26 protein-coding genes are annotated in these 26,583 nt (G+C 60.4%); 17 read left to right on the top strand and 9 right to left on the bottom strand.

The window, feature by feature from the left end; genetic code table 11:
• Positions 1 to 33: 33 nt before the first annotated feature.
• Positions 34 to 1,491 carry an NCS1 family nucleobase:cation symporter-1 gene (locus tag BLS48_RS00420; RefSeq protein WP_091574619.1) on the bottom strand — a complete coding sequence of 486 codons (1,458 nt, stop codon included), beginning with the start codon at positions 1,489 to 1,491 and terminating at the stop codon, positions 34 to 36.
• A 325-nt stretch (positions 1,492 to 1,816) separates the two neighbouring features.
• On the opposite strand from BLS48_RS00420, the gene BLS48_RS00415 reads away from it, so the two are divergent.
• Entirely contained in the window at positions 1,817 to 2,119 is a 303-nt protein-coding gene (locus BLS48_RS00415; protein ID WP_091574616.1) for a DUF982 domain-containing protein, read from the top strand.
• Between the two features lie 160 nt (positions 2,120 to 2,279).
• On the opposite strand, the gene BLS48_RS00410 is transcribed toward BLS48_RS00415, so the two are convergent.
• On the bottom strand, positions 2,280 to 2,741 hold the full coding sequence (locus BLS48_RS00410) for a pyridoxamine 5'-phosphate oxidase family protein (protein WP_091574614.1): 462 nt from the start codon (positions 2,739 to 2,741) through the stop codon (positions 2,280 to 2,282).
• 407 nt (positions 2,742 to 3,148) lie between these two features.
• Between BLS48_RS00410 and BLS48_RS00405 the strand changes: the two genes are divergently transcribed.
• From BLS48_RS00405 to BLS48_RS00330, 15 genes are all read left to right on the top strand, one after another.
• A complete protein-coding gene (locus BLS48_RS00405) occupies positions 3,149 to 3,907 on the top strand; it encodes a substrate-binding domain-containing protein (protein ID WP_342028497.1) in 759 nt (252 codons plus the stop codon).
• On the top strand, positions 3,904 to 5,361 hold the full coding sequence (locus BLS48_RS00400; RefSeq protein ID WP_091574610.1) for a sensor histidine kinase: 1,458 nt from the start codon (positions 3,904 to 3,906) through the stop codon (positions 5,359 to 5,361). Before BLS48_RS00405 ends, BLS48_RS00400 begins: the two co-directional genes overlap by 4 nt.
• Positions 5,351 to 6,694, top strand: a complete 1,344-nt coding sequence (locus BLS48_RS00395) for a sigma-54-dependent transcriptional regulator (RefSeq protein WP_091574607.1) — start codon at positions 5,351 to 5,353, stop codon at positions 6,692 to 6,694. The genes BLS48_RS00400 and BLS48_RS00395 overlap by 11 nt, the downstream gene beginning before the upstream one ends.
• Before the next feature lie 155 nt (positions 6,695 to 6,849).
• On the top strand, positions 6,850 to 7,377 hold the full coding sequence (locus BLS48_RS00390) for an arsenate reductase (azurin) small subunit (protein ID WP_091574605.1): 528 nt from the start codon (positions 6,850 to 6,852) through the stop codon (positions 7,375 to 7,377).
• A gap of 14 nt (positions 7,378 to 7,391) precedes the next feature.
• The gene (locus tag BLS48_RS00385; protein WP_091574602.1) at positions 7,392 to 9,929 is read left to right on the top strand and encodes an arsenate reductase (azurin) large subunit; all 2,538 of its coding nucleotides are present in this window, start codon (positions 7,392 to 7,394) and stop codon (positions 9,927 to 9,929) included.
• 92 nt (positions 9,930 to 10,021) lie between these two features.
• Complete coding sequence (locus BLS48_RS00380; protein ID WP_091574600.1) at positions 10,022 to 10,402, top strand: c-type cytochrome; 381 nt, start codon at positions 10,022 to 10,024, stop codon at positions 10,400 to 10,402.
• A gap of 7 nt (positions 10,403 to 10,409) precedes the next feature.
• Entirely contained in the window at positions 10,410 to 11,687 is a 1,278-nt protein-coding gene (locus tag BLS48_RS00375) for a molybdopterin molybdotransferase MoeA (RefSeq protein WP_091574597.1), read from the top strand.
• 12 nt (positions 11,688 to 11,699) lie between these two features.
• Positions 11,700 to 12,299, top strand: a complete 600-nt coding sequence (locus BLS48_RS00370) for a nitroreductase family protein (RefSeq protein ID WP_091574595.1) — start codon at positions 11,700 to 11,702, stop codon at positions 12,297 to 12,299.
• A gap of 149 nt (positions 12,300 to 12,448) precedes the next feature.
• Complete coding sequence (locus BLS48_RS00365; RefSeq protein WP_091574592.1) at positions 12,449 to 12,637, top strand: winged helix-turn-helix domain-containing protein; 189 nt, start codon at positions 12,449 to 12,451, stop codon at positions 12,635 to 12,637.
• A gap of 541 nt (positions 12,638 to 13,178) precedes the next feature.
• Positions 13,179 to 14,210 (top strand): ABC transporter substrate-binding protein, encoded by a 1,032-nt coding sequence (locus BLS48_RS00355; RefSeq protein WP_244529479.1) that lies wholly within the window; start codon positions 13,179 to 13,181, stop codon positions 14,208 to 14,210.
• On the top strand, positions 14,207 to 15,034 hold the full coding sequence (locus BLS48_RS00350) for an ABC transporter ATP-binding protein (protein ID WP_244529478.1): 828 nt from the start codon (positions 14,207 to 14,209) through the stop codon (positions 15,032 to 15,034). Before BLS48_RS00355 ends, BLS48_RS00350 begins: the two co-directional genes overlap by 4 nt.
• Complete coding sequence (locus BLS48_RS00345; RefSeq protein ID WP_091574589.1) at positions 15,031 to 15,798, top strand: ABC transporter permease; 768 nt, start codon at positions 15,031 to 15,033, stop codon at positions 15,796 to 15,798. Before BLS48_RS00350 ends, BLS48_RS00345 begins: the two co-directional genes overlap by 4 nt.
• 210 nt (positions 15,799 to 16,008) lie before the next feature.
• Complete coding sequence (locus BLS48_RS00340) at positions 16,009 to 16,335, top strand: hypothetical protein (RefSeq protein ID WP_208604564.1); 327 nt, start codon at positions 16,009 to 16,011, stop codon at positions 16,333 to 16,335.
• A complete protein-coding gene (locus BLS48_RS00335) occupies positions 16,332 to 17,021 on the top strand; it encodes a dienelactone hydrolase family protein (protein WP_091574587.1) in 690 nt (229 codons plus the stop codon). Before BLS48_RS00340 ends, BLS48_RS00335 begins: the two co-directional genes overlap by 4 nt.
• Before the next feature lie 4 nt (positions 17,022 to 17,025).
• Positions 17,026 to 17,703 (top strand): phosphoribosyltransferase, encoded by a 678-nt coding sequence (locus BLS48_RS00330; RefSeq protein WP_091574586.1) that lies wholly within the window; start codon positions 17,026 to 17,028, stop codon positions 17,701 to 17,703.
• A gap of 48 nt (positions 17,704 to 17,751) precedes the next feature.
• Here BLS48_RS00330 and BLS48_RS00325 read toward each other — a convergent pair whose 3' ends face one another.
• Both BLS48_RS00325 and BLS48_RS00320 read right to left on the bottom strand, forming a co-directional pair.
• Complete coding sequence (locus BLS48_RS00325; RefSeq protein WP_244529477.1) at positions 17,752 to 18,216, bottom strand: YbhB/YbcL family Raf kinase inhibitor-like protein; 465 nt, start codon at positions 18,214 to 18,216, stop codon at positions 17,752 to 17,754.
• A 122-nt stretch (positions 18,217 to 18,338) separates the two neighbouring features.
• Entirely contained in the window at positions 18,339 to 19,478 is a 1,140-nt protein-coding gene (locus tag BLS48_RS00320) for a CapA family protein (RefSeq protein WP_244529476.1), read from the bottom strand.
• Positions 19,479 to 19,594: 116 nt separating this feature from the next.
• On the opposite strand from BLS48_RS00320, the gene BLS48_RS00315 reads away from it, so the two are divergent.
• A complete protein-coding gene (locus tag BLS48_RS00315; protein WP_091574581.1) occupies positions 19,595 to 20,146 on the top strand; it encodes an HPF/RaiA family ribosome-associated protein in 552 nt (183 codons plus the stop codon).
• 551 nt (positions 20,147 to 20,697) lie between these two features.
• On the opposite strand, the gene BLS48_RS00310 is transcribed toward BLS48_RS00315, so the two are convergent.
• Genes BLS48_RS00310 through acsA form a run of 5 tightly spaced genes read right to left on the bottom strand, consistent with a single transcriptional unit; the run spans position 20,698 to position 26,159 of the window.
• On the bottom strand, positions 20,698 to 20,934 hold the full coding sequence (locus BLS48_RS00310; RefSeq protein WP_091574579.1) for an acyl carrier protein: 237 nt from the start codon (positions 20,932 to 20,934) through the stop codon (positions 20,698 to 20,700).
• A complete protein-coding gene (locus BLS48_RS00305; RefSeq protein ID WP_091574577.1) occupies positions 20,931 to 22,175 on the bottom strand; it encodes a dihydrolipoamide acetyltransferase family protein in 1,245 nt (414 codons plus the stop codon). Before BLS48_RS00305 ends, BLS48_RS00310 begins: the two co-directional genes overlap by 4 nt.
• On the bottom strand, positions 22,172 to 23,143 hold the full coding sequence (locus BLS48_RS00300) for an alpha-ketoacid dehydrogenase subunit beta (RefSeq protein WP_244529475.1): 972 nt from the start codon (positions 23,141 to 23,143) through the stop codon (positions 22,172 to 22,174). The genes BLS48_RS00305 and BLS48_RS00300 overlap by 4 nt, the downstream gene beginning before the upstream one ends.
• A 26-nt stretch (positions 23,144 to 23,169) precedes the next feature.
• Positions 23,170 to 24,156, bottom strand: coding sequence for a pyruvate dehydrogenase (acetyl-transferring) E1 component subunit alpha (pdhA, locus tag BLS48_RS00295; RefSeq protein WP_091574571.1), 987 nt, complete (start codon positions 24,154 to 24,156; stop codon positions 23,170 to 23,172).
• Entirely contained in the window at positions 24,153 to 26,159 is a 2,007-nt protein-coding gene (gene acsA / locus BLS48_RS00290) for an acetate--CoA ligase (protein ID WP_244529474.1), read from the bottom strand. Before acsA ends, pdhA begins: the two co-directional genes overlap by 4 nt.
• Between the last annotated feature and the right edge of the window lie 424 nt (positions 26,160 to 26,583).

Below are 26,583 nucleotides of genomic sequence, written 5' to 3'. Positions count from 1 at the left end.
GGGGCGGCATTGCGCCGCCCCTTACGATGCCTGTCAGGCTTTTGCTGTCTTGGCGCCGGCGCCCACGGCGGCGGTGCGCAGCACGTAGTAGATGATGCCGGCGATGGCGACGCCGAAGAACCAGCCATAGACGCCCCACCAGGACGGCAGCCAGTTGGTGAAGTTGGGCAGGATCGACGAGAAGATCGCACCGATGCCGGCGGCGATGAAGGCATTGACGTGCCAGCCGCCCTGGAAACGGAACTCGCCGTCCTCGCGATAAAGCGCCTCGACGTCGACCTCGCCCTTCCGGATCAGATAGTAGTCGACCATCATCACGCCGAAGATCGGTCCCATCGTCGCGCCGATGACGTTGACGAAGGAGGCCGCACTGCCTTCCCATGGCGCGAAGGGGTAGAGCACAAGCGCGATCAGAGCCGCGATGTAGCCACCCTTCTTGAAGTCGATCTGCCTGGGAAAGACATTGGAGAAGTCGAAGGCCGGCGAGACGAAGTTGGCGACGACGTTGATGCCGAGCGTCGCTACCGCGAAGGTCAGGGCGGCCAGCGCTGCCAGGAACCAGCTGTCGAACTTGGCCGAGATCTGGTCGGGGTGCAGCAGCACTTCGTGGTAGACGTCATAGGCGGCAATGGTGGTGACGCCGGCAACGAGCGAAAACAGGATGAGGTTGACCGGCAGGCCCCAGATGTTGCCCTTGCGCAGCGACGCCTGGTCGGGCGCATAGCGGGCGAAATCGCAGAAGTTGAGATAGAGCGCCGAGAAGTAGGTCACCCAGATCGCTGCCACCGCGAAGAGCGAGGTCCACGAGCCAGGTTCGCCCGGCACGCCGGCGTCCTTGGTCTTCTCTTTCAGCACATCCATCGGGATATCGCTGGTGATGGCGAAGGTTCCGGATTTGACGCAGAGATAGACCGCCAGGATCAGCATCATCACCCAGACGGCCGGGCCAGCCCAGTCCTGGAAACGGCGCACCGTTTCCATGCCGCGCTGGATGATCAGCAGTTGCAGCGCCCAGATGACGACGAAGCAGATGACTTCCAGCCCGGAATGGCCGAGAAAATGCGTGTTGGCGTTGAAGTCGGCGAACCATTGCGAGCGGATCAACAGCGCCACGATGGCGCCGGAAGCAGCGGCCGTCTGGGCGCCGTACCAGAAGCAGGCGACGATGGCGCGCACCAGCGCCGGTATGTTGGCGCCCCAGATGCCGAAGGATGCGCGGGCGAGAACGGGGTAGGGCACACCTGTCTTCACGCCGGCATAGCCGACCATGTTCATCAGCGCATAGATGATCAGCGAACCGATGCCGATGGCGATGATGAAGTTGACGAAGCCGCCGCAGAACAGGAACAGGCTGGCAGCCAGGTAGTAGCCCCAGAGGCTGTGGACGTCCGATGTCCAGACGTTGAAGATCGAGAATGGTCCCCAGTTGCGGACCGTCGCCGGAGCGAGATCCTCGTTGTACAGGTCAGGCGATGCGCCTTGTATGGTCACTGCGATGTCCTCCCCTTGATGGCCACGCGCTTCCGCGTGGTGGCCGCGCAGGTTAAGCCTGACGCAGGGGAACCGGCAACCAACCCATTTGCCGGCTTTGGCCTTAAAGATATTCAATGAGAACCGCGCTTATCGGCAGGGGTAAGTTGCTGCTGGCATGCCTGCAACGGCGATTCGAATTCCGCCGAAACAAGGGCCGAAGGCTGCCCATTTCTTGCCACCCCATCTTTTTTATGCGGAACTTCATTTTTTTCTGGAACCAAATGCCCATCTGGGAGTTTAGTGGGGTTCGATCGAGCGGAGGCGATCGACCAGGAGGAAACTTATGGACCGCTTGCATTTCTTCACGCCCGTGCGCCTTGCGCCCGGGGTGGGATACCCAGTTCAGGAAGTCGACAGCGTTGCCGAAGCGATGGTGTTCCTGCGTAAGTGGCCAACAGGGCGGCGCGGACCGGTTTACCAGTGCGCCTTGAATTGCTGCTCCGCTGCGCTGTCCGGCAAGATGTCGGCCGAGGAAGCGAGGAAGGCTTTTACTGGATTTGCCCGCATTACCCGTCTGCTGGACGACGACATGGCGCTGCCCATCGGTGGCGAAAACATGGAAAACATTTACGCGTTGAGGCGGTAGGCGGCGGATTCTGTTGACCGCAAAGGTTGCGTCCCGTGATGGCCGGGGCAGGGTGTTCTGCGCCTCGGTGGGGACGCACGGCAAATGGGCCGGCCGAAACGATCGCGCCGGCGCAATCTACATTTGCGGTTCGGCACATGCTTCAAGCGGTGGAAACAGCCTACGCACTTGCTTCCCGGTCACTCGCTTCCCGGCCAGACACCTGCTCGATGAGGATCCGGAAGAAAACGTGCGGTATGCTATCTGACACGGGAGGTATGACAGGCTTGAGGGCGCCAGGCTCCCACCAGTCCGCATGCTTGCTCAACACTGACCACGCGTGATCGCGCTGAAGCTTGTGGCCGACCCGGTCAGGCAGTTCTTCAAAGCGGCCGTCGACAACAACGCTTCTCCATCCGCGCCCCTGGCTGTGTTCGTCGATCTGGACGCACACCAGGGGATTGGTCCGCATCCAGTCGATCTTCTTCCCAGGCAAGGAGAACGCATAGAGGTGATAGTCGGCGTAGGCGTAGTTGAAGCACACGACGTAGGGTTGTCCGTCCCTGGCGCAGGCCAAGTGGCCGATACGATTGGACGCCAGCAATTTCGTGCATTCCAATGCAGATAGCGTGCGGATCAGCATCGATACTACCTCCCATCATCTAATTTCACACCTCGGCAGCTGCATTCGCAATGATTTAGGTCAAACTGCCGCGTCTGTCCGGTCAGCAGGGTTCCGGCCGTGCTTCGGGACAACCCGCAGGTGCAGCCGGACCGGGACTGCGTGAGGGACCATCGCGGATGGCTGATATGAGGCACAGGGACCGAGGCGCGCCCAACTGTCGCCACGCTGTCGTTTATCGATTAAGATCGTGCTGGCGACTGAATGGCCGCTATTGGGAGGAATAATTGACCGGTCTTGCGCGGCAGTGCGTGCGGCAAGGCAATCCACCGAGCCGGCGCGCCCTTTTGAAGGGGGCGCTAGCGGGAGCAGCCTCGCTCGCTTTCCATACGAACGCTTCGGCAGAGGACGTTGCGTTCAAGTTTGGCCTGACACCGGTCTTCCTCTCGAACGACCTCGAACTTCTCGGCCATTTGCAAACGTTCCTGTCGTCCAAACTCGGCGGCCCTGTCGAACTGGTGACACGTCGGACCTACCAGGAGATCACCGCGCTGCTCGTGTCGGGCGAGATCCATTCAGCCTGGATTTGCGGCTATCCCTACGTCCAATTCAAAGCCAATCTCGATCTGGTCGCAACGCCAGTCTGGCTCGGCAGACCGCTATACCAATCCTACCTGATCGCGTCTGCCGACTGCGTCGTCGAAGACTGGACCGGGCTTAAGGGCGATGTCCATGCATTCTCGGACCCGGATTCGAACTCGGGCTTCCTGGTCACCCGGACGCTTCTCGCGAAGAACAAGCTCTTGCCCGAGGCATTCTTTTCGCGGAACTTTTTCACTTACGGGCACCGCAACGTCGTTCGCGCGGTGGCAGCTGGCCTGGCACAATCGGGCAGCGTCGATGGCTACGTCTACGAAGTGATGCGCCAAACGGAGCCTGACCTGATCAGGCAAACCAGAATTGTCCGGCAATCGGAATGGCTCGGCTTTCCGCCGGTGGCATCGCCAAAATCCCTTGCAAGCGATGTCCGGGTCAAGGCCCTGCAGCAGGCCCTTGTTTCCATGAAAGACGATACCGAAGGCAAGAAAGTCCTCGACCTCCTTCGGCTGGACGGCTTTTTGGCGACCGCCCCATCGCTCTTCGATACGATTGCGGCCGAGGTCGAAATCGTGAGGCAATTCGGATGACCATGATCCGCCGCCTCAGGTCGGTCCCGGTCACCTATCGCGTGCCGGCAATCGTTGCGTTGCTGATGGTTGTGATCAGCGCGGTGATTTCGGAACACGTTCTGGACCGCCTCTCGCGCACGCAAGAGGGGTACCTGAACGGCCTTGCTGAAACATACCTCGACGGCCTCTCGTCCGCTGTCATCCCATCGGTCCTGAGAGGAGACGTCTGGGAGGTGTTCGACGCACTCGACAGGTCCAAGTCGTCTTATGCGGCTCTGTCTCCGGTCGAAACGGTCGTGACTGGGTCGGATGGTCGAATCCTGGCAGCGACGGACCCCACCCGAATGGCGACGTTCTCGCAACTGCCGGACAGTTATCTGAGCCGCTATGGTCCTGGTGTCGTGACGATCGACGAATCCGCGCTGACCGGCTTCGCCAAGCGCGATCTCATCTATCAGGGACAGCCTGTCGGGACCATCCACGCCACTTTCGACGTCTCGCGCCTGTTCGCCGAGCGTCGTGAAATCTTGTTCACTCTGCTGGTCACCAATGGTTTGCTGGCCGTGCTTTTTTCGCTCGGCGGCTTTCTCATCGTCCGGCAGATGATCGCACCGATGCGCGTCCTCGAGAACCACATGCGATCCGCCGCGCATGGAGCGGCCGAGCCAATTTCACCGGGCGAAATTCCAGCAGGAGACTCGGAGGTGGCGGGGCTTTTCCGCGGCTACAACACCCTCGTCCATGCCGAGCGTGAGCGCGCGAATTTTGCCATGCAACTGGCCGAGGAAGAAAAGCTGTCCAGCCTGGGTCGGCTGGCATCGGGAATGGCCCACGAAATCAACAACCCCTTGGGCGGCCTTTTCAATGCCCTGGATACGCTGAAGACGCACGGCGAAACCCCTGGTGTCCGCGATACGTCGATCAGCCTGATCGAGCGCGGCCTCGCTGGCATTCGCGACGTCGTCGAGGCCGCGCTTGCTACCTATCGTCCGGAACGATCGCAACGTCCGCTGTCGGCGGATGATCTCAACGATGTCCGTCTCCTGCTGAAACCCGAATTGCGCCGAAAGCGGCAGCGGTTGGACTGGCATATCGTATGGAACGAATTGCGGGAATTGCCGATAAGGGGAGGGCCAGTGCGCCAAGCCGTGCTGAATCTTCTTTTGAATGCAAGCACGATCACGCCAGACGGAGGATCGATCTCGCTGAAAGCGGACGGCTCGGGCAACCATCTGAAGATCGAAATCGGCGACCAGGGTCCCGGTATCCCGGCCGACATTGCCGGAATTCTCGTCGACAGCGATCCGGGTCCCGCTGTGCGGGCCGGGCGAGGCCTGGGCCTCTGGATGGTCCGCCGCGTCGTTGACGATCTTGGCGGAAGTGTCGCCATCGCCGCCAAAAGAGACGGAGGGACGACGGTGACGCTGACCATCCCATTCGAAAGGGAGAGTACCAAAGCCTATGCAGCCTGATCCCGCACGAATAGGCCTCGTTGAAGATGATCCGGTGATGGGCGGGTCCATCGTTCAACGCCTCGAACTCGAGGGCTGGCGCGTGATTTGGTGGAGGTCAGGCCGGGACGCGGTCTCCGGCATTGGCGGGCTTGTCGATTCCCTTGATCTGGTGATCTGCGACGTCCGTCTCCCGGACATATCTGGCGAAGTCGTGTTCAACGAGCTTGCCAACCAGCCGAACTCGCCGCCTTTCATGTTTGTCACCGGCTACGGGGAGATAGACCAGGCGGTTCGTCTGATGCGGTCGGGTGCGGTCGATTTCATGACCAAGCCCTTTGCCATGGACGAGTTCCTGCGGCGCATCGCAGCGGGGCGCAGGACGAGCACCGCGAAGCCTCGGCTGAAAGGTCATTTTCTCGGCGAATCGCGCGCCATCCAGTCCGTGGAAGACCTGCTGTACCGTTATGCGCGACATGACCTGCCGGTGCTGATTACAGGAGAAACCGGATCGGGCAAGGAGGTGGCGGCCAGGTTGCTGCACGAAATCTCGGCAAGGAGCAAAGAGCCATTCGTCGCCGTCAACTGCGCGGCAATCCCCGCCGACCTGCTCGAAAGCGAGATATTCGGCCATGAAAAGGGAGCATTTACCGGCGCTCAGCAACGTCACCTTGGCTATGCGGAGCGGGCCGGCAAAGGCACGCTGTTCCTTGACGAGATCGGCGATATGCCGCTGCCGCTGCAGGCGAAGTTTCTCAGGCTTGTCGAGGACGGCAGTTTCAATCGCGTCGGTGGTGAAACGGCCTGCACGTTCCACGCTCGCGTCGTTTCCGCAACCCATCGTGACCTTGGCCAGCGCGGCGGGCCCTCCGGGTTTCGCGAAGACCTCTACTTCCGGCTGGCGGTGCTGCCGGTGACAATTCCGCCGCTGCGGGAGCGGCCCGAAGACATTGCCTGGCTCCTCGACAGGTTCCTCGAAAACGCCGTCAGCCGCTCCGATGCACGCATCCGTGGCTTCAGCGCGCTGGCAGAGGAGGCCGCCCTTGCGCATCCCTGGCCAGGCAATGTCAGGGAGCTCAGAAATCGCGTCGAACGCGCCGTCGCCCTCTCGACCAGCGAATGGATCATGCCCGGCGACCTGTTTCCCGAGCGCGCCTCGAAAGTCGGAAGCGCTGCGTTCGCGCCGCTCGCCGATGTCCGCGACGCCGCCGAGCGCCGCCAGATCGAGCGCGCCCTCGAAGAGACTGGCGGACAGATCGCCAAGGCGGCCGGCCTTCTTGCCATATCCAGGACGACGCTTTGGGAAAAGATGACCCGCTTTGGCCTTGTAGAAGGGCCACGTTCGGGAAGCTGAACCTTCGGCGCTGCAACATGTTCGGAATTCCGAACGTCGCGACCGGCCAGCCGGATGATTCAATGCACTTTCCCTAATGAAATGAGCGACCCGCTCGTTTGGCATGGGTGTTGCTACACTCCTGGCGGAGAAGACTTCGCCAATGGGAGGAATGCATGGATCGCTGCAACAAGCTGGTCGACGTCGGTCGCCGTCAATTTCTGAGGGGAGGGGCATTTGCCGCCGCAGGGATGGCCACGGCAGTGGCCTTGCCGGCGCAATCTCAGGCCAAGGCCGCACCGGGTCTCGCCCTGGTCGAATACCCTTCGAACAAGTTGGCCAACGTTGCCGACCTGAAGGTCAACGAACCGCTGGAGGTCAACTATCCAGACGAGAACGCGCCCGGCGTGTTGCTCAAGCTTGGAACCAAAGTGGAAGGCGGTGCCGGTGCTGAAGGAGACATCGTCGGGTTCTCGACTGTATGCCCACATAAGGGATTCCCGCTCAACTACAACGCCGAAGATCACTCCTTCAACTGTCCTGGCCACTATTCGCGCTTCGACGCGGATGCCGGAGGGCAGCAGATCTGGGGCCAGTCGACGGCCAACCTTCCCCAATACGCGCTGCGCATCGACGCCAAGGGCGACATCTATGCCGAGGGAGTCGACGAACTCCTCTACGGCCGCCTGAGCAACGTACTTTAAGGGAGGATCGGATCATGGCTTACAAACGTCACATCGACCGTCTGCCGATCGTTCCGGCCGACGCCAAGAAGCACAACGTCACTTGCCACTACTGCATCGTCGGCTGCGGCTATCACGCCTACACGTGGCCGACCAACAAGCAGGGCGGCACCGATGCCGCCTCCAACGCTTTCGGGGTCGATCTTTCTCAGCAGCAAGCCGCCGAGACGGACGCCTGGTATGCGCCCGCCATGTACAATGTGGTCAAGCAGAACGGCCAGGACGTCCACATCGTCATCAAGCCGGACAAGGAATGCGAGGTGAATTCCGGACTGGGATCGATCCGTGGCGCCCGCATGGCTGAAAACCGCTTCAGCGCCACGCGCGGAACACAGCAGCAGCGCCTGACCTCGCCCATGGTCTGGCGATATGGCCAGATGCAGCCGACCTCCTGGGACGACGCGCTCGACCTCGTCGCAAGGGTGACAGCCGCCGTGGTCAAGGATCAGGGCGAAGATGGGCTGTTCGTCTCCATGTTCGACCATGGTGGCTCAGCCGGCGGCTACGAGAACACCTGGGGCACTGGAAAGCTCTATTTCGGCTCGATGAAGGTCAAGAATGTCCGCATCCACAACCGGCCGGCCTACAACTCCGAAGTTCACGCCACGCGCGACATGGGGGTCGGTGAACTGAACAATTGCTACGAGGATGCCGAACTGGCCGATACGATCATGGCTGTTGGCACCAACCCGCTCGAGACCCAGACCAACTATTTTCTCAATCACTGGATACCCAATCTGCGGGGTGCGACGCTCGACAAGAAGAAGGCGCAAATGCCCGACGAGCCGCACGCAGCGGCGAGGATCATCATCGTCGACCCTCGTCGCACGGTCACGGTAAACGCTTGCGAGGCGGAAGCCGGGAAGGACAATGTCCTCCATCTCGCTGTCAATTCGGGAACGGACCTTGCGCTCTTCAACGCACTCTTCACCTACATCTCCGACAAGGGATGGACTGACAACGACTTCATCAAGAACAGCACGGTCCAGGAAGGCAAGCCACGGCCAGCGCTCTACCCGGCACGCGGCGAGGCTGACGGCAAACCCGGTCACCTGACGAACTATTCGGGCGCGGTGGAAGGCTGCAAACTCTCGATCGACGAGGCTGCCAAGATCACCGGCCTGAAGGCGGAGGATATCGTCAAGGCGGCCGAATGGATTGCCATGCCCAAGGAGGGCGGCAAGCGGCGGCGCACCATGATCGGCTACGAAAAGGGCCTGATCTGGGGCAACGACAACTACCGCACCAACGGCGCCCTCGTGAACATCGCGCTGGCGACGGGCAACATCGGACGCGAAGGCGGCGGCGTGGTTCGCCTGGGCGGACACCAGGAAGGTTACGTGCGTCCGTCCGACGCGCATGTCGGAAGGCCAGCGGCTTATGTCGACAAGCTGCTGATCGAAGGCAAGGGCGGCGTTCATCACATCTGGGCCTGCGACCACTACAAGACCACGTTGAATGCCCATCAGTTCAACATGGTCTACAAGAAGCGCACCGACATCGTGAAGGATGCGATGAATGCCGTGCCCTATGGTGACCGCGATGGAATGGTCAAGGCGATCACAGCCGCGATCAAGGCCGGAGGTCTGTTCTCGGTCGACGTCGACATCATCCCCTCGAAGATTGGCGCGGCGAGCCACGTCTGGCTGCCGGCGGCGGAGTCCGGCGAGATGAACCTCACTTCCATGAACGGCGAGCGCCGTATGAGGCTTGTCGAGCGCTATATGGACCCGCCTGGCAACGCCAAGCCTGATTGCCTGATCGCAGCCGGACTGGCCCAGCACCTGGAGAAGGTGCTCCGCGACATGGGCGACACCAAGTATGCCGACCAGTTCAAGGGCTTTGACTGGAAGACCGAAGAGGACGCCTTCATGGACGGCTATCATCAGAATGCTGGCGGCGGCAAGCACGTCACCTACGAGCGGTTGAAAGCCATGGGCAACAACGGCTTCCAGGAACCGGCCACGGCCTTTACGGACGGCAAGATCGTCGGCACGAAGCGCCTTTACGCGGATGGCGTGTTTTCCGGGGAGGGCGGCAAAGCCCAGTTCATGGATGCTCCATGGCGCGGCTTCCAGGCGCCTGGCAAGGACGCGCAGAAGGCGAAGTTCAAATATCTGATCAACAACGGGCGGGCCAATCTCATTTGGCAAAATGCCTTCCTCGATCAGGCCAACGACTTCGTCATGGACCGCATGCCGTTCCCCTACATCCAGGTGAATCCGGACGACATGGCCGAACTGGGGGTCAAGGCCGGTGATCTGGTCGAGGTCTTCAACGACGATGGCTCGACCCAGGCTATGGTCTATCCGACGCCTACGGCCAAGAAAGGCGAGACCTTCATGCTGTTCGGATTCCCGACCGGGGTGATGGGCAATGTCATCAACGACGGCGTCAACGAACTGGTGATTCCAAACTACAAGCAGACTTGGGCAGATATCCGAAAGATCTCGGACGCGCCCGAAGGTGTGAAGCATTTGACGTTCAAGTCTTTGGAATATCAGGCGTCGTAGAGTTCTTCACTCGCTCCGCCGCGGGCCTGGCGTTCGCAAGCCCGCGGCGGGATTTCCTTGGACCCGTCGACTTTCCAAAAGGGAGAAATTGAGTGAAGTGCGAAAGCGTTTTCGTTGCCGTCTCCGTTCTGACTGCGTGTGTGACCGCGGCCAATGCGCAGGACGTTGAAGCAGGCAAGACGGTTTTCAAGAAATGCGCGGTCTGCCACGCGGCCGACAGCACGACCAACAAGGTGGGCCCCCATCTCGGCGGTCTGATCGGCCGCACGGCGGGAACCGTTACAGGATTCAACTATTCGAAAGCGATGGCCACAGCAGGAGCAGGAGGCCTGGTTTGGAACGAGGAGACGCTGGCCAAGTATCTCGTTGAGCCGAAGGCGATTGTTCCAGGCACGAAAATGGCGTTCGCCGGACTGAAAAAACCTGAAGACATTCAGAACGTCATTGCATACCTGAAGAGCATTCCCAATTAGAGGCCCCATGGAAACTGCCATCGCCCTGACAAACGAATCCTGCCCGGCGGGTGCCAGCGGCAAGGTTATCTCCGTCGATATCGCCGCCGCCAAGGCAATCGCGATCGCCAGGACCGTGCGCGAAACGGAGCATGTGCCGCTGATGGCGGCGAGGGGCCGGATCCTCGCTCGCGACCTCTTCGGATCGATCGACCTGCCGCCGTTCGACAATTCGGCGATGGACGGCTACGCGGTAAGGTTGGCTGATTTCGTCGGGGCTGGTCCGTGGACTTTTTCGGTCAGCGGCAGGATCGCGGCAGGTGAGACCTGTTCCGAACAGCCATCTGCTTCGAAAGAAGCGCTGCGCATCTTCACTGGTGCACCGGTGCCCGCAGGGTTCGACGCCGTCGTCATGCAGGAGCACTGCGAACGCACAAACGATGCCGTCGTCATCACAACGCTCCCGCGGCGCGGAGAAAACATTCGCAACGCGGGCGAGGATGTGCGGGTCGGGAAGCGCCTGATGGGCGCTGGAGACCAACTGTCGCCTCAACGGCTTGCGCTTTTGGCGGGCCAGGGAATGGCCGAGGTGGAGGTGCTCCGGAAGGTTCGCATCGGCCTGATCTCCACGGGGACCGAACTGAAGGAACCCGGCGAGATCCTCGATCTCGGACAGATCTACAATTCCAATCGTGTCATGATCCGGGCAATGCTGTCGGCAGCTTCCTGGGCCGAGATCATTGACTTCGGCATCGTTCCCGATCGGCGCGACGCGCTGGTCCGGACATTCGGCGAAGCGGCGTCGCGTTGCGACGTACTCGTCACCACAGGTGGCGTTTCCGCCGGCGAAGAGGATCACGTCGTGTCGGCGCTCGGGCAGCACGGTGGCACGCTGGATATTCTCAAGGTGGCAATGCGGCCGGGAAAGCCCGTGAAGATCGGAATGATCGGGACAATGCTGTTCGCTGGACTCCCCGGCAATCCTAACGCTGCTCTGGTGACCTTTCGCCAGATCGCGCTGCCAGCGATCCGGGCGATCGCGGGACTGCGCAGCGTGGAAGCTGACTGGTCACCGGCGGTGGCAGGATTTGCCTATGAGAAACGGCTCGGGCGGACCGAGTTCGTTTCTGTCCGGGTCACGGGCCGTGACGAATTCGGACGTCCCGTTCTGGATATGCTCGGTCGTGGCTCGTCGGCAAGTCTGATGGCGATGGCTCTCGCTGATGGCATCGCCATGCTTCCGCCTGACGTCGGCTCGATCGAGCGCGGCATGCCGCTGCGCTTTGAATCCTTCTGTTGCCAGTAGGTTTCGACGGCGATGGCCGGAGAGAATCCCATCATCAATGCAATTCTTGCGCGGCGTTCGATTTCGCCGCGAAGACTGACTGCGCCTGGTCCGGACGAACGCCAGATCCGGCTTATGGTGGAGGCTGCCGTTGCCGCGCCGGACCACGGCCGTCTGCGACCGTGGCGATTCATCGTCATCCACGATGAGGACCGCGAAGCGTTGGCCTCTGCATTCCATGACGCGGCACTCGAACTTGACCCGAACAATTTCGGTGACTCCGCAAAGCGCGAGGCGGAAAAGGCCTACAACGCGCCGTGCCTGATCGCGGTTGTCGGCCGCGTCGAAACAGCACATCCGGTGATACCCGAAAGCGAACAATGGATTTCGATCGGAGCCGCGATCCAGAACATGCTGCTCGCGGCCGAGGATATCGGCTTCAGCGCCATGATCGTCAGCGGCAAGAAGGTCAGCACAAGCGCCCTCGTCCGATCGTTCGGGCTCGGACCTCACGAGAATTTGGTAGGTTTCATTGCCATCGGTACTTACGCCGGAGCGCGTCCGTCCCTTGAACGCGCGGTTCCCGAAAGCATAATCGCTGGCTGGCAGCCGCCGGTCCCCGGCACCGACTGATCGGGAAGATCGCCCCTCAGAGTGAAAACGACGGTTCGAGGTGCCGAGCCGTCAAATCGGATCGACGGATCTTTACAAACCGATGACCTCCCTGCTGATTCAATCTGACATTTCCATAAGCGTGGATACCTCGCCTGTGGATAAGAAGCTTGCGGTGGAGCCTCTCGGAGCCTTTGGCCAAGGACACTAGGCTCGAAGTTTTCCAGCAGCTCGTGCGCGCCGGGCCCGAAGGCATTCCGGCGGGCGAGATCGCCTCGCGGCTCGGGACTGTTCAGAACACCATGTCGACACGTCTGAAGGTGAGAAGACCACCGGACCTGAAGGGCGGCACTTCGTAGATTCCCCTAAGGGTAAGACCGAATTGTCGGGAAGGCGTTCTTGCACTGAAATGCAATGTGCAAACGACGTCTCGATGTTCAGTTGAAGCACCTGATGGGCACGGGAGGTCAACTCAAGTAGGCTGACATAGGGGGTGGATTGATGATCTGCGCACACCTGATATCCAAAGTTATCGCCGTCTCCTCTTGGAGAGGTCAGCTCATTGCAAGTGCACTGCAAGGGCTTGCGACAGATTTGTTCGACCCGTACCGGCCCGAACTTCACTATATGCGCGGGCCAGGACCGAGATGGCATGAGAAGCACGCTCGTGACAATCCGTTACTTACGTGGGAACGCGATCCAGGTTTTTGATGAACCGCCTCTGCACTGGCCAAGAGTTGATCGGCATCAATGCGTCGACAGGGTCGGCCCTTATGGATTGGCGCTTGCGTGACATAGGGCTCAAAGTATTGGAGGGAAATCGTGGTCGGCGAGCTACACCGGCGCGCTGAGAGCGTGCTTTGGGCCGTCCTTGGGATCCTCCGCCGGATACCGCGCCCATTGATCGGCAGGAGAGAAATCCACGCGGGTCGGCGCACTTTGTTGTCGATCTCTCATCTTCAGCCTCGACGGGTGTTGGCGTTGTTAGCCGCCTTGGGCGTGTCGGTGTTTGTACCATCGACCGCTTGCGGGGAGGGCATCACGCTGCGGGTTGGTCATTTTCCGAACATCACCCACGCTCAAGCGCTGGTAGCCAGAAATTTCGAACGGCAGGGCCGGAGCTGGTTTGCGGCGCGCATCGGCCAGGATGTCAAGGTCGAATGGTACGCGTACAACGCCGGTCCCAGCGCCATGGAGGCGATCTTTGCTGGAAGCCTCGACCTTGCCTACGTTGGACCGAATCCGGCTATCAATGCTTACGCACGCTCTGACGGGCAGGAGATTCGCGTGATCGCCGGAGCGGTAAATGGAGGATCTGCGCTCGTTGTGCAGCCCGATGCGAACCTCGCCACCCCATCGGACTTTCGCGGCAAACGTATCGGTACCCCTCAGTTCGGAAATACTCAGGATGTTGCTGCGCGGGCTTGGCTCATGGCAGGTGGACTGCGGATCACGCAAACTGGCGGCGACGCGTTGGTCCTACCGACGGCCAATCCTGATCAGCTGGCACTTTTCAAGACCAGACAACTCGACGCTGTTTGGACCGTTGAGCCATGGGTAACGCGCCTTGAGCAAGAAGCCGGTGGCAAGGTGTTGGTCGAGGAGAAAAATGCGGTCACCACCATCCTCGTGTCGCGTGCTGAGTTTCTATCATCGCATCGGGAGGTTGTAGCTCGCTTCGCAGCCGCCCACCGGGATCTGACCGACTGGATCAACCACAATCCTGCCGAAGCTCAGCGCATGGTCAGGGAGGAACTCAGGCTCCAGTTCAGGACCGATATGGCGCCAGAGCTTGTTGCGCGTGCGTGGTCGCGCTTGACGGTGACCAGCGACATCTCGCTTGAAACGTTACAGAGATTTGTCAGCAGCGCTCAGCAAGTCGGCTTCCTGCACGCCGTACCCGATTTGTCGCGATTTCTTGACGTTCCATGAACATGGCTGAGGCGCAAAGGCAGGGCGTGACACCCGAGCATGTCTCTGGAGCCTCAAGCAAGCTCATTGTGGAAAGCGTGTCGAAGTGGTTCCGCACGCCACGGGCAACCGTACACGCACTCGACGGCATTTCGATGCAGGTCGCTGCGGGCGAGGTGGTTTGCCTTGTCGGACCGAGCGGTTGTGGCAAGTCAACGCTCCTCGATATCATTGCCGGGCTGACCAAGCCGGACTCTGGGCACGTGCTCGCCGACGGTCAGCTGGTCACTGGTCCCGGGCGGCAGCGGCTGGTCGTGTTCCAGGAGCCGTCGCTGTTTCCGTGGCTGGACGTGTTCGGCAACGTCATGTTCGGCCTGAAGCTCTGCCCCGAGCTTACCAATGGCGAGCGTCGCGAGATTGCACACCGGTTCCTTGGCTTGGTCGGGCTGGAGAAGTTCAAGCGGGTGCATGTTCACGAATTGTCGGGTGGCATGAAACAGCGCGTGGCATTGGCGCGCGCCCTTGCCGCGGATCCACAAGTGCTTCTTATGGATGAGCCGTTTGGCGCGCTCGATGCGATGACCCGGGAGCACCTCTACGACGACGTTCAACGCATCTGGCGCGACAGTGGCAAGACGATCGTCTTTGTCACTCACAACATGCGCGAGGCGGTCTGTCTGGGTGATCGGGTACTGCTCATGTCGCAGGCGCCGGGAAAGATTATCCAGGCGTTTGACATTCCGTTGCCACGGCCGCGAAGCATCTATGACGTCGAGCTGGTAGGGCACGCAGCGCGCATCGCCGATGCCCTCCGTGGCACAGTTGGAGGAGGGGTGCCTGAATGAGGCGTATTGTTGTCCCCTCACTCTTTTTCTTGGCCTTGCTGGGAATTTGGGGCATCGCTGCCGGCAGTGGGCGGTGGTCGCCCGTTCTGTTTCCCTCACCATGGAGCGTTGCTGAGTATCTTTGGGGAGCACTGTTGGATGGGACCCTTGTCGAGGCGATTTTTGTAACGATGAAGCGGCTTCTGGCTGGCTATGCGATCGGCTTGCTGATCGGTTTGCCGCTCGGGTTGGTCACAAGTTCCTCACAAATGCTGGAGGACACGGTCGGAGCGCTAGCGCTTGGGCTGCAGACGTTGCCGAGCGTATGTTGGGTACCCCTCGCACTTCTGTGGTTCGGCCAGACCGAAGGCGCGATGCTGTTCGTGGTCGTCATGGGAACTGTTTGGTCGGTTATCATCGCAACGGATCACGGCGCACGCACAATTCCGCCGATCTATGCCCGCGCAGCGCGAACCATGGGATCGCGGGGGCTGCATCTGTGGACCAGGGTGATGCTACCTGCATCCTTGCCGTTCCTGGTGAGCGGCATGAAGCAAGGTTGGGCTTTCGCGTGGCGTTCGCTGATGGCGGCAGAGATTTATGTGACTATCCTGACGGGATTTGGCCTTGGTCAACTGCTGCACTATGGGCGGGAGTTGCAGGCGATGGATCAGGTAATCGGCGCCATGGCGATGATCGTGCTCATCGGTTCGCTGGCTGACAGGATCCTTTTTTCACCTTGGGAGCGATTTCTTCACCGGCGTTGGGGAACGAACGTCGAGTAACCCGTGGAAAGGGCAGAAATCGTAGCGAGGTCTATCGTCAACTTTCCCGCCTTGTCCGCCTGGTCTTGCAGGCATCGTTTTTCACATTCGTTGATCGGCATCAATGCCGCGCTGAGCGTCGCATGAATAACTGCTGCGCGTGAGTATACTATTATGGACCTTGCATCGGACCGATAGGCGTCGTCTCCCCACGCCCAGGGATTGAATTCGATGGCAGCGATTGATCTCGAAGAGGCCTTGAACGACCCGGCATCGATCTTTGGTCAGCCGGAGAATGTCTTGGCGCGAACAACGCTATCAAAGGAACAGAAGATCGAGATCCTCCGTCGCTGGCTCTACAATGCGGAAGAAGAGGCCGTCGCTCTCGATGAAGGCATGCCTGGCGAAGAGACTGACGTGCTGCGTCAAGTTCTGGTCGCACTTGGAACGCTCACCGGCCCGATTGATGTCGAACATTGTGCGCCCTCGAAGCAGCACGGCCAACCGCAAAGCTCTGTCACGGTCTTGAAATCAGACCGGCCTGGAGTGAAGCGATGAGCAGGAGTCCCAAATCGTACCCCAGTGATCGCGCGGAAGTCGCCGAGGTTTTGATCCCTCCGATTGGATTGGTCGGATCGCTGCGCATTCCGCAACAGTCACGTGGCATCATTGCCTTCGCTCACGGCAGCGGTTCAAGCCGGTTCAGCCCGCGCAACACCTATGTGGCGGAAGCCCTCAATCATGCCGGATTTGCCACTTTGCTGTTCGATTTGCTGACGCAGGACGAAGAGGCGGATAGATCCAATGTTTTCGACGTTCCGCTGCTCGCAGAGCGCCTGACTACAGCCTTGAATTGGACCTTCGCGGACCCGCGAACGGACAAATTGCCTGTCGGATTGTTTGGCGCAAGCACTGGTGCTGCAGCTGCCCTCGTCTCGGCCGCGGCGTTCGGAGACAGGATAGGCGCCGTCGTGTCGCGCGGCGGACGACCGGATATGGCGGCGGCTGCACTGGAAGAGGTGCGTGCGCCGACGTTGCTGATTGTCGGCGGCAACGACCAGGATGTTCTTGCGCTGAACAGATCGGCGCTCGCTTGTCTCACCTGTCCCAAGGAGCTGAAAGTCATTCCGGGCGCGAGCCATCTTTTTTCAGAGCCAGGTGCGCTCGATGCCGTTGTCGCCGAGGCGAGCGTGTGGTTCACGCGCTACCTCTCGCCGGCCGCCCGCAATGCGAGAGAGGGTTGATCCCATGCCGTTCACAGATCGCTCCGAGGCAGGAAAACGGCTGGGCAAGGCCCTTGATCGCTATCGAGGCGACAATGTCGTGGTACTGGCCTTGCCCCGCGGCGGCGTACCGGTGGCGGCAGAGGTGGCCTCCTATCTGAAGGCTCCACTCGACCTGCTTCTGGTGCGTAAGATTGGGGTACCAACCCAACCTGAGCTCGCCATGGGCGCGATCATCGATGGCGATGATCCCATCGTTGTGCGCAACGAAGATGTCATTCGCCTTGCCTGGGTGTCGGCGGCGGAGTTTGACAAGTCATGCGAAAGGGAACTCGCCGAAATCGAACGCCGACGTCGTCTCTACGTTGGCGATCGCCATGGTGTCGATGTCAAGAACCGGATTGCGATCATCGTCGATGACGGGATCGCAACAGGCGCGACCGTCCGGGCCGCGATCCGCGGCCTGAGGCGACGCAAGCCCTGCAGCATCGTACTGGCGGTTCCTGTGGCCCCGCCTGAGACGATCGAGGCGCTGAGGAAAGAGGCCGACGATGTCATCTGTCTTGAAGAGCCGGAATTCTTTCAGGCGATCGGTCTTTATTATCGCGATTTCCGTCAATTGAGAGATCAGGACGTGATCGCTTTGATGGACGCCGCACGGGCCAGGGTGGCCGCAGGAGGGCCCTCCGCGGTCGACAAATAGAGGCTCAGCCATATCCCTGATCGTTACGTGGACGTCCTCTGATTGAGATCAGCGCTGAAAGCGGCCGACGATTTCCGTGAAAGCCAGGACATGGGGCTGTAGCGCTGCCACGACCTGTCGGCAATCTGCCTCGTCGAGGTCGAGATGATCCACATCAAGTGCGAATAGCCGAAAGTGATAATGGTGGATGCCATGGCCCTTGGGCGGGCAGGGGCCGGCATAGCCGATCCTGCCGAAATCGTTCAGCGCTTGCCTCGTGCCGTCAGCAAATGCCTCCGTTCGCGGCAGACGTTCGGCAAGCTGCAACTGGCTTGAGGGGATATCAAATATGGCCCAGTGGAAGAATGTGCCGCCCGGTGCGTCCGGATCGTGACAGGTGAGCGCGAAGCTTTTGGTGCCTTCAGGTGCGTCCTGCCATTTGAAGGGCGGCGAGACATCTTCCCCGCCGCAGGTATGGCGACGCGGGACGAAGGCGTCGTTGTCGAAGGCTGGGCTGGTGAACATCATATCCATGTCGGTTCTACCTCGCGTTTTGCCTGGGATTCGGCGTCAGCATGAAACCACAGCTGCGCGCCCATCCCGGCTTCCTTACGGTTTTTCCTGCCCGACCAGAAAAGATCCAAGGGCAGGGGCCCTCACCATGACAGCGCCAGAGCATCGTCTTCGGTCAGGCGGACAGTATGGCCGAAGCGCCGGCACTCGCGGTCGAGCATGGTGCCCAGCCAACCGGCATCTGCGCGGGATGCGCGTTCAAGGCGGAATTTCCTTAGGTGAAACGGCACCATCTCGATTGCCCGCAGGCGGCGGGTTCGATCATCGATATCGAGGAAATAGCCGAGCGCAAGGTCCGGCCGGAACGCCTCGTATCCACTGATACCCTCATAGTCGTTTATGAAATCGCCGCAGCCGTAGAGGATCGGCTTTCCCGCATGGACTTCGATGCCCAAGGGATGATGCGATGAATGCCCGTGGACAACGTCAACACCGGCCTCGTCGACGAGACTGTGGGCAAAATTTCGATGACCGTTGGGGATATCGTATCCCCAATTGAGACCCCAATGGATTGAGACCACGACAAGATCACCAGGGCGCCTCCACTGTTCCAAGGTGCGGTCGATATCCTGGACAGCGTGTCGGCTGAAATCCGCAAGAAAGTTCACGCCGGGACGGCCTATCTCAGCTGCCCAATGGACAGGAACCCCGCTCGATGGGCAGGCAAAGGCAAAGACCAGGAGCCGCGTGCCAGCGGCCAGTGTGAGGACCGCAGGCCGAGCTGCCTCTTCGGCATTTACGCCGGCGCCCGACGTCGCAATGCCGGTCCGCCCCAGAGCCTGAACTGTGTCCTTCAAACCGTTGGGTCCCCAGTCCGCGACATGGTTGTTAGCCAGCACGCAACAGTCGACTTCTGCTGCGGTTATGCATCCAAGGTTGTCGGGATGCATTCGATAGTTGATCCCCTTGGCTTCCGGCATGCCGTCGGCGGTGATGCTGGTTTCGAGGTTGACGATTCTGAAATCGGGTTCCCGCCGATCGATCTCATCCAGGGCATCGCCCCAGATGTAGTCGTAGGGTGCTGCCCTCGGAATCTCGCCCGACTTGCGATCGGCAAGATCCACATAGCCAAGAGCGGACCGCATGTTAGGCTCATACAACGTTGGATCGCAGGGGTGCGGCAGAATCTGGTCGATTCCGCGGCCGGTCATCACGTCTCCGCAAACAAAGAGCCTCATCGGATACCCATCCTGACACCGGTATTCGCGGTGTTCGAACGTCACCTCGAATTTCCGAAGAATGCAATGGGGCTGCAGGCGTTGGATTGATGCCGATCAATGCATCAGCTCGGTGCTGAGCGGAATTTGATTGCAACGGATTCTTTATTTCGAGGACAGTCATGGAAATCACACCACAGATCCGGTTTCGCGGCATGGAGCCGTCGCCGTCGGTGGAGGAAGTCATCCGCGAGCGCATCGGGCGGTTGGCGCGCTTCGACGACCGGATAACATCCTGCAACGTCGTGGTCGAAGCGCCGCACCGGCATGGCCACAAGGGCAAAATCTATCATGTTCGGGTTGATATAACTGTGCCTGGCCGGGAAATCGTCGCGGGCCACGGTTCGGAAGAAAACCATGCTCATGAGGATGTGTATGTTGCTATCCGAGATAGCTTCAATGCGGCACAGCGCCAGCTGGAAGACGTCACGCGCAAGATGAGTGGGCATCGCGTCAAGCCGCATCCGGAAACGCATCACGGCACCGTCGTCAGGCTGGTGCCAGAGGAAGGCTTCGGATTTATCTCAGGCCCGGATGGGCGCGAGTTCTTCTTCCGGCGAGAGAGCATGGCGTCCGACAGCCATTGGGGGACCCTTACAGAAGGAACTCAAGTACGTTTTACCGAGAACGAAGGAGAGAAGGGGCCCTACGCCTCCGCCGTCATGCCGGACTGAGCTTCTTTGTATCAGGACCGGTGGCTCGGCTGCAGGTCAAGCACCAACTTACCGCGCCTGAAATGCATGGCATTCACCTTGGGGTAGCTGCGGAGCAGCTCGGTCAGCATCGTATCTCATACCGCAAGACCGTTGTCGAATGAACGTCCGTTGAGATTGCGATGCGTGAAGGGCTAATGAAAAAGTCCGCCTCCGCTGCGCCTTCCGGCGCAGCGGCACCACATAGCTTGATGCACGGATGCGCTCGATGACCGCCGAGGCCTCAATCAACTGCTCCAGCGATGCACTTATCTCGCAACTGGTGTCGTCGTCCCCACATAGGCAGTAGCAAGCCCGATCAAGGTGTCGTCTTGCGCCCTTCAAATCGCTGGTCACACCACCGCCTCCTCTGGAAGCGCAGTCCTGAGGGCTGTTCGCAGACGATGTTCTTGAACGTTGTGACCCTGAAACTCGTTGATGAGATCGAGGGCCTGGTCGCATGTCGCGATCTTTATCTGTCGTTCCGGCCATAGTCCGCATTGCCTTTTGTCGGCACCCATCCCACCTCGGCGTCATCGACTTAGATACGCAACCACCCCGTCAAGAGTGAACAGTTTGGGGTAGTCGGCCTCCGGGATTTCAATTTCCGTGCGCTGGTGCAGGGCTATGACAAAATTGAGAAAATCCATTGAATCGATGTCGAGGGCTTCACGGATATCCTCGTGGCCTGCAATTGCGGAAGGATCCGTCTCGGGCGCGATGCCAGAGAGAATGTCCAGAGCAAGCTGTCGAATCTCGGCCTTGGTCATAATTTGAGAGGCTCCTGAAGCAGGCGGTCGACGGCAGCGAGGAACAGCCCGCCGGCATGTCCGTCGCTGGCGCGGTGGTCGGCTGAGAGCGAGGACACCACTATGGGCCGCGCGGTCACTTTGCCGTCAATGACCCAAGGACGTACGACAATGCGCCCAAAACCCAATGTCGCCACTTGAGGGGGATAAATCACACCGATCACGGAATCGGCGCCGCGTTCGCCGAGGCTGGTTACAGTAAATGACGGATTGGTCATCTCGGAGCTGCGCAGGCCGCCACCACGTGCACGTGCCACGAGGTCGCGCAGCGCGCTCATGAGCTCCGGTAGGGTCATAGTGTCGACATCGTGAACGGCCGGCGCGATCAGCCCGCCACCTCTCAAAGACACTGCCCAGCCGATGTGTATTCCGCTTCCTGGCCTAAACCGACCATTCTCCCAAAAGCCGTTGAGCTGCGGTACCTCGCGCAGCGCCAGGGCAGTGGCCTTCAGGAACAGAGTGGCGGGCAGCAGACGCTGATCTGGCGGCCGCTCCGTGTTGAACGTCTCAAGCCAGGACAATGAGGGGCCCATATCGATGGTAGTGGTGAGGTAGTAGTGTGGGATCTCGCGCTTCGAACGTGACATCGCCGCCGCAATTGCCTGGCGCATCTGCAGGGGATCGAAACCACGCCCCGGCCTTGTCGGTCTTGCCGATGCCTCCCGGCTGACCTGCGAAGCTGATGCCCGCTCGACATCGGCGATTGTCACCGAGCCGTAGATTCCGGTGCCCTTAAGTGGGTAGGGATCGATTCCAAGTTCAGCCGCCCGGCGCCCAGCGGCCGGCGTCACCTTGGCACGCGCCCTTGATGCAGGACGGATGGAGGATACCTTCTGTTGCCCCGTGGGCGGTGTTGCAGAGGCGGAAGACGCTTCGGGTGAGGGCGGTGCTGCCAAGGCTACTTCGGGGGCCTTCACCGCAGCAGTGGGAGCCGTTGGACCGGGTGGTACGATGGCGGGTACCCCGTTTGGCGGCAGGAGCCGTGCCAGCACTGCGCCAACCGGAACCTCTTGGCCTTCTCCGGCACATAACTCTGAAATCACCCCTTCCTCGAATATGTCGACGTCAAACGCCCCTTTATGAGTTTCCACGATGGCAATCACGTCGCCTTTTCTGACCTTGCTGCCAGGTTTGACAAGCCACTCAACGAGCTTGCCGCGCTCCATGTCGGCTCCGAGCGAAGGCATAAGGAAATCGCTCATCGGCGTCCAACCAGGCTTCGAGCGGTTTCAATGATGGCAGACGTCTGCGGCAAGGCCGCTTCTTCCATGTGTCGGGAATAGGGAATGGGGACTTCACTGCTGCAGATCCGGCGGATCGGTGCGTCAAGTTCGAAGAATAGGTCCTCCGACAGGCGTGCGGCAATCTCGGCGGAAATAGAACCGCTCTTCCAGCCCTCGTCGACAATGATGCAGCGCCGCGTGCGGGTGACGGACTCGAAGATTGTCGCATTGTCGAGCGGGCGCAGAACGCGAAGGTCGACGACCTCTGCCTCGATGCCTTCCTTGGCAAGTGTCTCGGCGGCTGCCAAGGCCTTGGGCAGGCTGTTGCCGTAGGTCAGCACACTTATGTCGCGTCCCGGCCGCCGGATTTTGGCGGAACCAATGTCCACCGACTCGACCGCCGGATCGAGTTCATCCTCGGCGTTGTAAAGCACGATGTGCTCGAAGATCAGCACCGGATTGGGATCTGCCAACGCCGATCTCAGCATATGTCGCGCGTCCTCGACGGTGCCCGGCGCCAACACCTTGAGGCCGGGAATATGGGCGTACCAGCCCTCGAGGCTGTGGGAATGCTGGGCTGCGAGTTGGCGCCCTGCGCCTGTTGCCATGCGGATGACAAGCGGCACGGCAAACTGCCCGCCCGACATATGCGCGATCGAAGCGGCGTTGTTGAGAATCTGGTCGAGTGCGAGCAAGCTGAAATTGCATGTCATGATTTCGACGATCGGGTGCATCCCCGCGATCGCCGCCCCAATCCCGGCGCCGACAAAAGCACTCTCCGCAAGCGGCGTATCGCGGATACGACTCGGACCGAACTCGTCGAGCAGCCCCTTGGTAACGGCGTAGCAGCCGCCATAGAGGCCGACATCCTCGCCCATGAGGAAGGTGCGCGGATCGTTGGTCAACGCGTCTCGGATCGCCTGCCGGCACGCCTCTCGGTAGGTCATTCGAACAGGTTTCGCCACAGAGGAACTCATTCGGGCACCTCGTCCATCAGCACGAAACGTTCGAGATCCTCCACCTTCTCCCACTGGCCTGCCTCGGCGAAGGCGACGGCTGCATCGATCTCGACATCGACTTGATCCTCGATGCGTTTGAGTTCCTCAGCGGAAAGCATGTGGTTCTCTTCGAGCCACGCCTGCATTCGCGGGACCGGGTCGCGCTCCTTCCAAAGGGCTATCTCCTCTTTGGTGCGGTAGAGCTGGGCGTCGAACATGGAATGGGCGCGGAATCGATAGGTGCGACATTCGAGGAAGGAGGGGCCCTTTCCGCCTCGCGCCCGCTCCACCGCCCGCCGCGCTGCGGCCTCGACCGCGACCGGGTTCATACCGTCCACCTTCTCGCTCGGCATGCGGTAGGCTTGAGCCTTGCGGAAGATGTCAGTCTCGGCTTCCGCAAGCTCAAGCGGCATGCCCATGGCGTACAGATTGTTCTCGCATACGAATATGACGGGCAGTTCCCATAACTCGGCGAGGTTCATGCTCTCGTGAAATTCGCCTTCGCCGGCCGCACCTTCGCCGAAGAAGCAGGCCGTGACTGCACCGGGACGAAGTTCCTTGTCAGCGAGCGCGATGCCGATGGAAAGCGGCAAGCCGCCGCCGACGATGGCATTGCCGCCATAGAAGCGCCTGGCCCGATCGAAAAAGTGCATCGAGCCGCCACGACCGCGGCTGCAACCCTCTACCTTTCCGAACATTTCGGCCATGAGCGAGCCCATGGCAAGGCCTCTGGCAATCGCGTGGCCGTGGTCACGGTAAGTGGCGACGACGGCATCGTGCGCTTCGAGCGCCTGCATGACACCAACTGCGACCGCCTCCTCCCCATCATAGAGATGCAAGAAGCCGCGGATCTTCTGCGCCTGATAAAGTTCGGCGCATTTGGCCTCGAAGCGGCGTATGCGCAGCATATCCCTGAAAAGCTGTTGCCCGTGCTGACGGTCGATGTGTGGCCTTTCGCTCATTTCTCATCGCTTTCGAGAGTCGACAAATCCCCTTCCGGCAACCCAAGTTCGCGGGCCCTGAGCAGCCGGCGCATAATCTTGCCCGAGCGCGTCTTGGGGAGGTTTGCGCGGAAGTCGATCTGTTTTGGCGAAACGGCGGGACCGAGCCGTTTGCGAGCGTGCCCGAGGAGTTCCTTGCGCAAATCCTCGTTCGGCTCGTGACCGGGCTTCAGAGCGACGAAAGCCTTGACCACCTCGCCGACCGTCGGATCGGGTATGCCGATAACAGCGGCCTCCGCCACTGCCGGATGCTCCATGAGAGCGCTTTCCACCTCGAACGGACCGATAAGATGGCCGGCCGACTTGATGACATCATCGGCTCGTCCGACGAACCAGAAATAGCCGTCGGAATCACGCTTGGCGAGATCGCCGGTCAGATACCAGTCACCGACGAAGCATTTGCGGTAGCGCTCTTCCTCGTTGAGATAGCCTCGCATCATCGACGGCCAGCCCTTCCTGAGTGCGAGTTCGCCTTCGACCATGGGCGTGTCCATGACATCGACCCCGCCATCCTTCACGCGGCGAACGATTGCCGCTGCGATGCCAGGCAGCGGCAGACCCATCGAGCCCGGTTTGATGGGAAGTGCCGCGAAATTGGCAATCATGATGCCGCCGGTTTCGGTCTGCCACCAATTGTCATGAAACGGTATTCCGAACGCTTCCTGGCCCCACACCACCGCCTCAGGATTGAGGGGTTCACCAACACTTGCCATGAAGCGGAGTGCCGACAGATCGTAGCTCTTCACCGCGTCTGAACCCAGCCGCATCATCATACGGATGGCGGTCGGTGCAGTATACCAAACGCTCACACGTTCGTGCTGAAGCACCGAATACCAGGTCTGCGCATCGAATTCGGCCTCGAGGACAACGCTGGTTACCCCGTTCGTCAGCGGCGCCAGAATGCCGTAGCTGGTCCCGGTGACCCAGCCAGGATCGGCGGTACACCAGAAGATATCATCGTCGTGAAGATCGAGTGCGTAGATGCCAGTCATATGATGCGCGGCTATCGCACCGTGCACATGGATCGCTCCCTTTGGCCGGCCCGTGGTGCCGCTGGTGAAATGCAGAAGCGCCATGTCTTCGGGGTCGGTCGGGGCAATCGTAAAACGGGCTGATGCCGTTTCCATCAGCGCGGACCAAGCATGCAGTCCGGCATCCTCGAAAGTCTCGTCGCCCACCACAATGACGTGGGCAAGCCCAGGAAGCTTCGCCCGTACGCTTTCCACCTTTCGGCGGTAGAGCCCGAGTGTCGTGACCAAGACCCGCCCGTCGCCAATCTCGACACGCGTTGCAATCGGCTCGGGGCCGAATGCAGAGAAGAGCGGTGAGACTACGCAGCGCGCCTTGAGTGCTCCCAGAACCGCTACATAGAGTTCAGGCAGACGGCCCATCAGGACGAACACACGCTCACCGGGTAGAACTCCAAGGTTGATCAGTGCGTTTGCAAAACGGCTGGTTGCTTCGCTTAGATCGCGGTAGGTGAATTCTCGCCGGTCACCCGACTTGCCGAGCCAGCGGATCGCCACCTTGTCGGCCCTTGGGCCGGCGGCATGCCGATCGACGGCCTCGTGAGCAATATTGTAGCCTTTTCCGCCGGGCAGGCCGTCGAGCAACTTCCAGGCATCCCGCCAGTTGAAGCGCATGTACTCGCCCGCGTAGTCCGTAAGGTTTGGCACCTTCGAAAAAGAAGAAGATAGCTTCGTGATCTGGTCACTCGAAGGTTCGATCGGGTGCGCGGGCCTGCTCATAGCCGATTTCTTCCTCTGTGATATTGGATACGTCCAAATCAAATCATCGACGGCTTCACATGCGCGGCATTGATCATGGTCAATTCGGTGCAAGGAAGTGCAGACTAAACTGTCCGAACTACCTATTCCGCCAACCAGAATGGCGGCCTCATCGTCGGCACTGGCGACTTGTCCGAGCTCGCGCTGGGCTGGTACACGTACGGCGACGGCGACCACATGTCCCACTGCAACGTCAACGCGTCATTTTCCAAGACCCTGATCCAGCATCTCATTCGCTTCATTGCCGCCTCGGGCGACGTGAGCGCTGAGATGACCAGCGTGCTCCACGCCATATTCGACACGGAGATATCGTCGGAGCTGGTGTCGGCGGGGGCGGAAGGCACGATCCAGTCGACCCGGCCCCGCGCGATTGAGATGATCCGTATCGGAATAAAAGCGCAAACGTTGGATCGCAGGGGTGCGGCGGAATCTGGTCGATTCCGCGGCCGGTCATCACGTCTCCGCAAACAAAGAGCCTCATCGGATACCGATCCTGACGCCGGTACTCGCGGTGTTCGAACGTCACCTCGAATTTCCGAAGAATGCAATGGGGCTGCGGATGTCGGATTGATGCCGATCAATGCACAGACCCGCACTGCGC

The organism is Mesorhizobium qingshengii (genome assembly GCF_900103325.1).
GTDB lineage: Bacteria > Pseudomonadota > Alphaproteobacteria > Rhizobiales > Rhizobiaceae > Mesorhizobium > Mesorhizobium qingshengii.
This window is presented reverse-complemented; position numbering and strand designations above follow the sequence as displayed.